10 protein-coding genes are annotated in these 9633 nt (G+C 59.4%); 7 read left to right on the top strand and 3 right to left on the bottom strand.

Annotated elements, in window-relative coordinates; translation table 11 throughout:
- Positions 1 to 308 precede the first annotated feature (308 nt).
- Entirely contained in the window at positions 309 to 1541 is a 1233-nt protein-coding gene (locus AC24GY_RS22195; protein WP_397383789.1) for an argininosuccinate synthase, read from the top strand.
- Between the two features lie 22 nt (positions 1542 to 1563).
- On the opposite strand, the gene AC24GY_RS22190 is transcribed toward AC24GY_RS22195, so the two are convergent.
- Entirely contained in the window at positions 1564 to 1821 is a 258-nt protein-coding gene (locus tag AC24GY_RS22190; RefSeq protein WP_487687330.1) for a hypothetical protein, read from the bottom strand.
- Between the two features lie 48 nt (positions 1822 to 1869).
- Here AC24GY_RS22190 and AC24GY_RS22185 point away from each other — a divergent pair, with 48 nt between their 5' ends.
- The 3 genes from AC24GY_RS22185 to AC24GY_RS22175 are packed head-to-tail and all read left to right on the top strand — an operon-like array spanning position 1870 to position 5313.
- On the top strand, positions 1870 to 2592 hold the full coding sequence (locus tag AC24GY_RS22185) for a glycosyltransferase family 2 protein (RefSeq protein ID WP_487687327.1): 723 nt from the start codon (positions 1870 to 1872) through the stop codon (positions 2590 to 2592).
- Entirely contained in the window at positions 2589 to 4145 is a 1557-nt protein-coding gene (locus AC24GY_RS22180; protein ID WP_487687324.1) for a glycosyltransferase family 39 protein, read from the top strand. Before AC24GY_RS22185 ends, AC24GY_RS22180 begins: the two co-directional genes overlap by 4 nt.
- Before the next feature lie 7 nt (positions 4146 to 4152).
- Positions 4153 to 5313, top strand: coding sequence for a UDP-galactopyranose/dTDP-fucopyranose mutase family protein (locus AC24GY_RS22175; RefSeq protein WP_487687321.1), 1161 nt, complete (start codon positions 4153 to 4155; stop codon positions 5311 to 5313).
- Between the two features lie 50 nt (positions 5314 to 5363).
- Here the strand turns inward: AC24GY_RS22175 and AC24GY_RS22170 are convergent, their stop codons facing one another.
- Together AC24GY_RS22170 and AC24GY_RS22165 are read right to left on the bottom strand one after the other, a co-directional pair.
- Positions 5364 to 5798 (bottom strand): hypothetical protein, encoded by a 435-nt coding sequence (locus AC24GY_RS22170; RefSeq protein WP_422322303.1) that lies wholly within the window; start codon positions 5796 to 5798, stop codon positions 5364 to 5366.
- Between the two features lie 6 nt (positions 5799 to 5804).
- Positions 5805 to 7031: a right-handed parallel beta-helix repeat-containing protein gene (locus AC24GY_RS22165; RefSeq protein ID WP_487687318.1), complete on the bottom strand. Its 1227-nt coding sequence runs from the start codon at positions 7029 to 7031 to the stop codon at positions 5805 to 5807.
- Positions 7032 to 7191: 160 nt separating this feature from the next.
- Between AC24GY_RS22165 and AC24GY_RS22160 the strand changes: the two genes are divergently transcribed.
- The 3 genes from AC24GY_RS22160 (at position 7192) to AC24GY_RS22150 (ending at position 9547) form a co-directional block, all read left to right on the top strand.
- Positions 7192 to 7593: a lipid A-modifier LpxR family protein gene (locus AC24GY_RS22160; protein ID WP_487687316.1), complete on the top strand. Its 402-nt coding sequence runs from the start codon at positions 7192 to 7194 to the stop codon at positions 7591 to 7593.
- Positions 7583 to 8281, top strand: a complete 699-nt coding sequence (locus tag AC24GY_RS22155; RefSeq protein ID WP_487687313.1) for a lipid A deacylase LpxR family protein — start codon at positions 7583 to 7585, stop codon at positions 8279 to 8281. Before AC24GY_RS22160 ends, AC24GY_RS22155 begins: the two co-directional genes overlap by 11 nt.
- 234 nt (positions 8282 to 8515) lie before the next feature.
- Positions 8516 to 9547 carry a ThuA domain-containing protein gene (locus tag AC24GY_RS22150; RefSeq protein ID WP_487687311.1) on the top strand — a complete coding sequence of 344 codons (1032 nt, stop codon included), beginning with the start codon at positions 8516 to 8518 and terminating at the stop codon, positions 9545 to 9547.
- Positions 9548 to 9633 lie beyond the last annotated feature (86 nt).

The following is a 9633-nucleotide window of genomic DNA, read 5'->3' as shown; positions in this document are numbered from 1 at the left end:
TGAGCGCAGGCCCCGGGCACAGCGCCTCCTCAGCCACGCAGCAGCGCGGAGAATCGAGGCAGTCGACCCGCCTGTTTCTTTAGAAACATTCGAAGAACTGCTGTATTCCAGAGGAAGACCCATGTAATTTTTGCGAATAAAGTCAGCTTAGCAATACTCATTATAATTTCAATAGAAAGAACGCATTTATTTAAGTTTCCCTAAACAACCATTTTTCATCCCCTCAATTTTGTAAAAAGGCGCACTCCGGAGCTCGACACACCTTCGATTGCCCTTATTCTCCGCGCCCCCTCAAAAAAGTGGCAAATATGAGCAAAAAAATCGTTCTCGCATACTCCGGCGGCCTCGACACCTCCGTCCTTCTCTCCTGGATCAAGGAAACCTACAACGCCGAGGTCATCGCCTTCTGCGCCAACGTCGGCCAGGACGATGAACTGAAAGGCCTGAACGCCAAGGCCAAAAAGACCGGGGCTTCGAAGATCTACATCGACGACCTGCAAGAGGAGTTTGCCACCGATTTCATCTTCCCGATGATCCAGGCCGGAGCCATCTACGAAGGCGAGTACTTCCTCGGCACCAGCATCGCCCGCCCCCTCATCGCCAAGCGCATGGTGGAGATCGCCAAGGCTGAAAAGGCCGGCTTCATCGCCCACGGCGCCACCGGCAAAGGCAACGACCAGGTCCGCTTTGAGCTCACTGCCGCAGCCCTCGCCCCCGAGATCGAAATCATCGCCCCATGGCGCGATGAGCGCTTCCGCACCCAGTTCCCCGGCCGTGCCGAGATGATCGCCTACTGCGACGAGAAAAAAATCCCCGTCCAGGCCAGCGCCAAGAAGCCCTTCTCGATGGACCGCAACCTCCTGCACATCAGCTATGAGGCCGGCATCCTCGAAGACCCTTGGTTTGACGCCAGCGATCCGAAGAACAAAGGCTACTTCAACACCCTCTCCGTCTTCCCCGAAGACGCTCCGGACAAGGCTGAAACCGTCATCCTCGAATTCGAAAAGGGCAACTGCATCGCCGTCAACGGCAAGCTCCTCTCCCCTCTCGGCGTCATGAAGCTCCTCAACAAGCTCGGCGGCAAGCACGGCGTCGGCCGCGTGGACATGGTGGAAAACCGCTTCGTCGGCATGAAGAGCCGCGGCGTGTATGAAACCCCCGGCGGCAGCATCCTGCACTTCGCCCACCGCCAGATCGAAAGCCTCACCATGGACCGCGAAGTCATGCACCTGCGTGACAGCCTGATCCCGAAATACGCCACCCTGGTGTACAACGGCTTCTGGTATGCTCCGGAGCGCCTCGCCCTCCAGGCCCTCGTCACCGAGAGCCAGAAGAAAGTCAGCGGCACCGTGCGTGTGAAGCTCTACAAAGGCAACATCATCCCCGCCGGCCGCAAGAGCGTCTTCAGCCTCTACAATCCGCAGATCGCCACCATGGAAGCCGACCCCACGAAGGCCTACAACCAGGACGACGCCACCGGCTTCATCCGCCTCAACGGCCTCCGCCTCAAAACCGGCGCGATCCGCGACCGCAAGAAGTAAGAAAGCTTCAGGAGAAGATCATCTAAATCACACCAACACGCCGAAGAGCCATCTCTTCGGCGTTGTTGTTTTCCAAGGAAGAACTCACCGCACTCCCAAAAAGCTCGGTTTCTCCTGCTCTGCAGGTGACAATATCGTCAGCAATCAACACCGTTGCATACGGCATCCAGCCATGGTGCCGGCCGCGAATGACACCGCGCAGAGCAAAGCTCTTGCGCAAACTTTTCCCGAAGCTAAACCTCAGGCCGCCTGCCCTCGAAAGCACAACCGTCCGCTCCATGCGCTTCAGGCCTGCAAACGAGCTTCGCTTCCCTCTCCAACACACCGCATGAACGTTGATTCCACCGAGCTTCTCCTGGTCATGCCCGTGTACAATGAGTGCGCCTCCATCCGCAAGGTGGTGAACGAATGGTTCAGCGAGATTGAAAACTGGACGTCACATTTTGTCTTCCTGGTCATCAATGACGGCTCCACCGACGAAACCGGCGTCATTCTCACCCAGCTACAGTCCAGATACGGCGCCAGGCTCGAAGTCATTCAGCGCGAAAACCGCGGCCATGGCCAGAGCTGCCTCCAGGGCTACCGGATCGCCATCGAGCGCGGCATACCCTATGTTTTTCAGCTTGATTCAGACGGGCAGTGCGACCCGCAGTACTTTTTCCGCTTCTGGCGCAACCGCGAAAAATACGACGTGATCTACGGCGTGCGCAGGCGGCGCGACGACGGCATGCGCCGCGTCATCGCCAGCATGGTGCTGCGCCTCACGCTGCTGCTTTTTGCCCGCGCCAATTGCGCCGACGCCAATGTGCCCTACCGGCTGATGCGCACCAAGGCCTGTGCAGCCGCCGTCGGCCGCATTCACGAAAAGTTTTTCCTGGCCAATGTGGCCCTTGCCGTCCTGCTCAGGCATCAGCCTGGAGTGAGGCAGGGCACCGTGTCCATCCGCTTCCGTGAGCGGTACGGCGGCGAGCCCTCCGTGCCCCTGGGCAAATTTGCCTCGCGCGCCCTGGAAATGGTGCGCCAGCTGCGTGATCTCCTGCATTTGAAATGAAATTTTTTTCCTCCCTCCGCTGGTTCCAACTGCTGCTCCTCGCCGGGTTGGCGCTCCTTTGCTGGAACGCCGCCAGCACCACCGTCTGGGATGACGAAACCAACGGATTCTTTCTGGCAAGAGAGCCGCTGCCTAGCCTCCTCCAGCTCATGGCGTCCAACATTCACGAGGACCCGCCGCTCTATGACGTCGTCCTTCACTGCTGGCAGCACTGGGCAGGCTATGAGCCGTTCAGACTGCGCCTCCTCTCCATCCTTTGCTGGCTCCTCGCTCTCTGGGGCCTGTTCAGGTGCGCCATGCGCTGGGGCGGACGGCGGGAGGGATGGTGGGTGCTCGCGCTGGCGGCGTGGATGCCCTACCACTGGATGTTTCCATCCGCCATTCGCTGGTATTCCATGTTTGCCGCGCTCACGGCGTGGAACCTCCACGCCCTGCTTTCCGGGCTGGATCTGCCCGGCCGGCTGCCTGGCGCGGCCTTTCAGTTCAGGCCGTGGCGCTTCGCCGCCTACGTCGTTTCTGGCGCGGCCATGTGGTACTGCAATTACAGCGCTCCGGCGGTGTTTCTGGCCCAGGGCCTCGCCCTCCTGGCCGTCAGAGGCGTCAAAAAAGAGCCCTGGCTCTGGCTCATCGCCGCATGGGCTTTGATCGGCCTTTGCTATCTGCCATGGCTGACGGTGTTCATCCATCAGCTCGGCATTTCGGCTTCGTCCTTTTATCTGCCTTACACAGTGGCGTCGCTGTATGCCATCTTTGCCGGCGAAGTCTCCACGCCGTTTGAGTGGTGGGTCTCGCTGCCCGTCGCTGTGGCCGCCCTGGCCGTCCTCCTGCTCGCCGTCTCCACCCGCCGCAAGACGCTGTTTCTCACGGTGCTCGTGGCGGCCATCCTCGGACTGATGGTGGCAAAAAACGTCATCTGGACCAAGCGTCTGCTCATCTTCACGCCATTCCTCGCGCTGCAGGCCGGCATCGCCCTGGCATCCATCACGCACAGCAGCCCTCACTTCCAGCGGCGGGTGAAACAGGTCTTTCTCTCGGCGGCACTCCTTGCCCTGGCCGGCAGCCTGTTCAACCTTGTCCGCCGCGACGGCTGGCTCACCTACCGCTGGCTCGTTCCCACCGGAGATGTCGTCAGGGACATACGCACGCGGCAGCCAGGCGCACTGATCTTGTCCAACTCCAACGTCGTCGCCTTTTATTGCCATGATCCCGTGGGGCTCAATCTCATCAGCCTCTTCCCTGAACGCGTCACGAAAATGCACATGGCACCCTTCTATCCGGGCATCAATGCAGCCGTGCTCAGCGGTGTGCATTCCAGGCTTCAGGTTGCAACGGAAGCCGTGTACATCCATGACAGCTCCGGCTTCTCCTACTCAAAAGTCGCGCCATGGATACTGCAGGAGATGCAGGCGGCTGGATTTTCACAAGATGAAGTGGTTCCCCTGGCCATGGCCTCGGCCGGCTATTTGAAGCATCACCCAGCGGCGACGGCGCAGCGCGGCCTGGATGCCGCACGGCTTGTCGTGGTGCGTTTTAGCAAAGTCCCGCACCCGTGATGCTCACATGGAAACGGACGTTCTCATCGTAGGCGCGGGCTTTTCAGGCCTGGTGATGGCGGAGCGGCTCTCCAACGCCCTCGGGCTGCGATGCCTTGTGGTGGACAAGCGCGCCCATGTGGGCGGAAACGCCCATGACGCCTACAATGACGCGGGCGTGCTCACCCATGTTTACGGTCCGCACTACTTCCGCTCAAACAGCGCCAAGATAGTGGACTATCTCTCCCGGTTCACCAGCTGGCTGCCCACCAGTTACGAGATCCGCTCCTTTGCCGAAGGCCGCTACTGGCACTTCCCCATCAATCTCAACACTTTCGAGGAGCTCATCGGACGGCCTTCCACGGAGGATGAGTTCAAGGCCTATCTGGATCAAAAGCGCGTCAACATCGCCTCGCCTGCAAATTCAGAAGAAGTCATCATCTCGCAGGTGGGGTGGGAGCTGTATGAAAAATTCTTCAAGGGCTACACGCTCAAGCAGTGGAAAAAACACCCCCGTGAACTCGACGCCAGCGTTTGTGGCCGCATCCCCGTCCGGACCAACCGGGATGACCGGTATCTTAGCGAATCATTCCAGGCGCTGCCCGCCGCAGGTTACCACCGGCTTTTTCAAAACATGATCGCAGCCAGCCCCGGAGTGCAGATCCTCCTCCGCACTGACTACCGCGAGCTCCTGCCAGAACTCAAGGCCCGGCACATTGTTTACACCGGTCCTATTGACGAATATTTTGACTTCCGCTTCGGTCCCCTCCCCTATCGCTCGCTCAGGTTTGAGACCCAGTCCTTTGACGCCGACGCACTCGCCGCCAGGCTCCCCATTTCTGGCAAAAAAGGCTTCTGGCAGCCAGCCATGCAGGTGAACTACCCCAACGACCACGCCTACACCCGCATTGTGGAGATCAAGCATGCCACCCGGCAAAGCTGCGACAATACTTCGATCATTTACGAATATCCGGACGAATACGCCCCCGGAAAAGAACCTTACTATCCCGTGCCCACTGCGGAGAACAGCCGGCTCTATGCCCAGTACGCCGCACTCGCAGCCGCCACCCCCGGGGTGAGTTTCATCGGCCGCCTCGCCACCTACCGCTATTACAACATGGACCAGGTCGTGGGCATGGCTCTCCACGAATTTGACAAATTACAGCCAGTGCTCGCAAGGGCCGCCTGAGACACCGAGGGGCGGCGGAGTAGCGCACCCCCATCCTGAAAAAGTCAGGCTCACCACAGCACAAACCCCGTCTCCCCCGCGCGGCGGATGCGTGGGCTGAAGAGTACAAACATCGCTCCAAGGGAGTAGGTCACATTGGCCAGTCCCACCCACAGTGGGATCACCGCATGCGGCACCAAGGCTGCTCTTGGCTCCGTGGTGTCTGGCAGGACGCGGCTCAGGAAATACAGGCCCGCACCTGCCCCTGCGAGAAACACCAGCGCCAGCAGCCAGCGGCAGGACCGCTGCCCGTTCATGAAGCCATACATCACCACCAGACTCAGCCCATACCAGACCAGGGATCCGGCGAACCAGCGAAACACCTCGTGAAACAAAAACAACGTGATCACCACCGCTCCGAAAATCATGTGTGCCCACATGAGCTTGCGCGTGAAGTCGATCTCTTCACGATGCTTGGCGCCTCGATTGCGCTGCACATCAAGCATGGGGGTTCAGGGGGCGGAGGTTGTGTTTTCGTCAAGGTTGTCTTTGATCAAGACACCTGAGTTGGGCGTCAAGGCGAAGCCAGCACTCTTCTTAGCAAGTTTACGGCCAATATCCATGCAAAGGTTGCATGTGATCATGACATTCTTCACCACTCCCCTACTCCATACCGCTGCGGTGGACAACCCGGAAAATGTATTCCCATTGAGAACCAGTCCATTGACCCCTTCCTCAATCAGCACACCCGTCCCTGCATCGATCCCCATCGGCGTTTTCGCCTCAGCAGGGCGCTTGTCCTTCCCTGCCCCGATGTAGGTGTTGCAGAAGGTGTTGCCGCTGATCGTGTTGCGCTCGGAATCCTTCCCCACCCTTACCGAAAACTCATGGGCCAGCACAAAGGTGTTGGCGCTCAGCGTGCAGCCGCAGGCATCCCGCAGATCAATGCCACCCTGCAGATGATGGGCGATCACGTTCGCACTCAGGGTGATCCCATAGCAGTCGCGGTCCAGGATGACCGCCGTGCCATTGCACTCCTCGATCATGTTGCCGCTGAGCACCGAGCCGTAGGTGTTCTCAATGATGACTCCATTCCCCAGGTGGTCGTCGATGTTGTTGCCGTTCATGCACAGGTTGAAGGCGTCGATGCAGCGCAGTCCGTCCCAGTTCTCTTCAAAGTGGTTCGCGTTCACCACGATGTCATGCCCGCCGAGGATCTCGATCCCGCTCTTCTTGTTGTAAGTGAGGATGCAGTCCGCCACGCGCGGATCTTCCGTGCAGTTCACCATGTGGATGCCATGGCCGCCGTGGTGATCCACCGACACGCCTTCGAAATAGATCTCCTGGATGCCTTCGGCAAAGATGCCGTCGCCGCTCTTCTCATTGCCGCTCACTCGCAGGTCCGCCATCTGCACGCGCCAGAGCTGCGCCTTCTTGTCCGTGTCGAGATTCGGCGGGCGCAGGATGAAGGCGGGGGCGCCTGCTTCATTCTTGTTGAGGATGTGCGTCGCTGCACCACTGCCCACGATGCGCGTCTCCGCCGTCTTCACCCGCAGCGGCTCGGTGATCTCATAGTTCCCCGGCGGGATGGTCACCAGCCCCCCGGCTGCCGGCAGGGCATCCAGCGCGGCTTGCAAATTGGGATGTTTGCCCGCGTCCACCGTCACCGGTGCGGCCGTTTGCGCATGAGACATCACCCCAGACAGGGAGAGAAACAGAAAGCAGAAGAATGATTTCATCCCACACAAACGCACTGGAAATCGCTTTTTCGTCGCCTGTTGCAGATATGAGCCCAACCGTGACAGCCTTAACAGAAAATTTCTGATCTTGGGCACATCCGCCCAGCTTCCCTTTTACGATGGACGTGCGCCCACGGGTTATAGTAATTTCTTTCCGCGCATGAAAACCGCGCTCTCCCTTGTCGCCTTTTTCGCCCTCCCCCATCTGGTGCTGGCCCAGCTTGCACAAGATGTGAACCCTAACCAGCCATCACAGGGCATCGATCCCGCCCGGATATCGCATGATGTGAGCCCGGCGCATTTCGGCGCGCTCACCTTCTATTTTGAAAACGACACCTTTGCCGACACGGACCGGGATTACACCAATGGTGCGCGCATCAGCTGGACCTCGCCCAACATCAATCGCTTCAGTGACGACCCCACGGCAGGCGGCCTCGCCGGCGTCTTCGATGATGCCCCCGGCACCGGAGACTCCAGCTACACGCGCAATGTAGCCATCTCCATCCGGCCAGAGCCTTTTCACTCCCGTAAACACACAGGCCAACACCCTCGTGCCCAATGAGCGGCCCTATGCCGCCTGGCTCTACACCGGCCTCGGCCTCGTGTGGAAAAAGCCCCACGTCAAAAACACCCTCGTCTTCAACATCGGCGTCATCGGCCCCTGGGCCATGGGAGAAGAAACGCAGCATGCCGTGCATCATGCCCTCGGCCAGCGCTCCCCACAGGGCTGGGACAACCAGCTCCGCAATGAAGTCGGCGTCACCGCAGCCTACGAGGGCAAATGGCGCTTCCGCAGCAATCCTGAAGGCAGCGGCCTTGCCTGTGATTTCCTCCCCTACGTGGGTGCCACGCTCGGCAATGTGTACACGCTCGGCACCATCGGCGGCGAGTACCGCTTTGGCTACAATCTGCCCGATGACTTCGGCACCGGTGCCATCAGTGACTCGGCCACCACGCCCACTCCGGTGGAAGGTTCCGCCGCCCGCTCCTGGGCCCACCGCTTTGGCATGCACATGTTTGCCCGCGCTGAAGGCCGCGCCGTCGCCCGCAACATCTTCCTCGATGGCAACACCTTCCGCAGCAGCCACTCCGTGGACAAAAACATCTTCGTCGCCGATCTCTCCCTGGGCTTCGCCATGAACTGGCGCAACTCCAAGCTCAGCTACGCCTTCATCTACCGCACCCGCGAGTTCAAAGGCCAGCCCGAAGGCCAGCTCTTCGGCTCCGTGACGCTGAGCATCTACTTCTAAACGATTCCCTCCATCGTTCCCAGTTCGCTGTTCCGTGTGTCCACAGTCCGCTCTTTGCGGCTCTGTTCAATTTTCATTTCTCAGTTTTCAGTTCCCAGTTTGCAGTCCTCCTGCAGTCTGCATACCGCCAGTCCCTCCAAGCTGTGCTGCTTCAGTTCCCGTATTCGTCATTCACTTCGCCTCACTTTCCGCCTGCAAAACATCCGCGCCACGCCACGTTTGCCTCTTCCACCCATGATCAAACGCCTCACGCTCCTGTTTGTCGCAGCTCTCTCGCTTTCCGCTTACGCGGAGCCGAAGAAGCTCCTCGTCGTCACTGTCACCACTGGCTTCCGTCATTCCTCCATCGAAACCGCCGAGAAAGTCCTCGCCGAACTCGGCGCCAAGTCCGGTGCCTTCACCGTCGATTTCGTTCATCAGCCCGAAGGCCAGCCAAAGAATCCAGGCAAGGCGCCGGAGCGCGGGCCAAAGGACACCGACGAATCCTTCAAGGCCAAGGCCGAAGCCTTCAGCAAGGCCTCCGCAGACTTCAATGAGGCCAACAAGATCTGGAACGACAAGATCAAAGCCTACATGGCCGACAAGATGGCGCTCGAAAAAATCAAAGGCTACGACGGCTTCGTCTTCGCCAACACCACCGGCGACCTCCTCCTCCCTGACCGCGACGGCTTCATCAAGCTCATCGAAGGCGGCAAGGCCTTCATCGCCATGCACTCCGGCTCCGACACCTACCACCCCTTCCGTGGCTACATCGACATGCTCGGCGGCGAATTCGAAACCCACAAATCCCAGGTCGAAATCCAGCCCGTCGTTCACGACCCCGCCCATCCCATCACCAAGACCGTCCCCCTCGGCTGGAAAGTCTTCGATGAGATCTACATCATCAAGACCTTCGACAAAGCCAAGGTCCACGGCCTCCTCGGTCTGAACACCCATCCCAACCTGGAGCAGATGAAGGCCGAAGCCGCGCAGCGGAAGGCAAAGAACATCGAAGACCCCAAGAAGGATGCCGACCTGAAGGATGTCGAAGCCCAGAAAGGCCGCTACTACCCCGTCTCCTGGTGCAAGGAAGTCGGCGCAGGCCGTGTCTACTACAACTCCCTCGGCCACCGCGAAGACGTCTGGGACCCCACCTGGAAAGCCGACACCAAGGAGCGCAAGAACAGCCCCGAGATCGCCGAGACCTATCAGGAAATGATCCTCGCCGGCATCAAGTGGGCCCTCAAACTCGAAGAAGGCGTCTCCACTCCCGGCAACATTCCTTGAGGATAAAGTCAGTTTGATTCAAGCCAGGGCGCTGTGGAAACACAGCGCTTTTTTTTGATTCGCCCATTCCGTCAGACAGGCCAGTT

It is taken from the genome of Prosthecobacter sp. Pr1, assembly GCF_057652315.1.
The sequence above is the reverse complement of the archived record's forward strand: the minus strand, read 5'-3'. Positions and strand labels throughout refer to the sequence as shown.

What these genes read in the sequence shown, in the direction of transcription:
- AC24GY_RS22195 (WP_397383789.1), top strand. Translation starts at nt 309, where the DNA reads ATGAGCAAAAAAATCGTTCTCGCATACTCCGGCGGCCTCGACACCTCC.
- AC24GY_RS22190 (WP_487687330.1), bottom strand. Translation starts at nt 1,821, where the DNA reads ATGGAGCGGACGGTTGTGCTTTCGAGGGCAGGCGGCCTGAGGTTTAGC.
- AC24GY_RS22185 (WP_487687327.1), top strand. Translation starts at nt 1,870, where the DNA reads ATGAACGTTGATTCCACCGAGCTTCTCCTGGTCATGCCCGTGTACAAT.
- AC24GY_RS22180 (WP_487687324.1), top strand. Translation starts at nt 2,589, where the DNA reads ATGAAATTTTTTTCCTCCCTCCGCTGGTTCCAACTGCTGCTCCTCGCC.
- AC24GY_RS22175 (WP_487687321.1), top strand. Translation starts at nt 4,153, where the DNA reads ATGGAAACGGACGTTCTCATCGTAGGCGCGGGCTTTTCAGGCCTGGTG.
- AC24GY_RS22170 (WP_422322303.1), bottom strand. Translation starts at nt 5,798, where the DNA reads ATGCTTGATGTGCAGCGCAATCGAGGCGCCAAGCATCGTGAAGAGATC.
- AC24GY_RS22165 (WP_487687318.1), bottom strand. Translation starts at nt 7,031, where the DNA reads ATGAAATCATTCTTCTGCTTTCTGTTTCTCTCCCTGTCTGGGGTGATG.
- AC24GY_RS22160 (WP_487687316.1), top strand. Translation starts at nt 7,192, where the DNA reads ATGAAAACCGCGCTCTCCCTTGTCGCCTTTTTCGCCCTCCCCCATCTG.
- AC24GY_RS22150 (WP_487687311.1), top strand. Translation starts at nt 8,516, where the DNA reads ATGATCAAACGCCTCACGCTCCTGTTTGTCGCAGCTCTCTCGCTTTCC.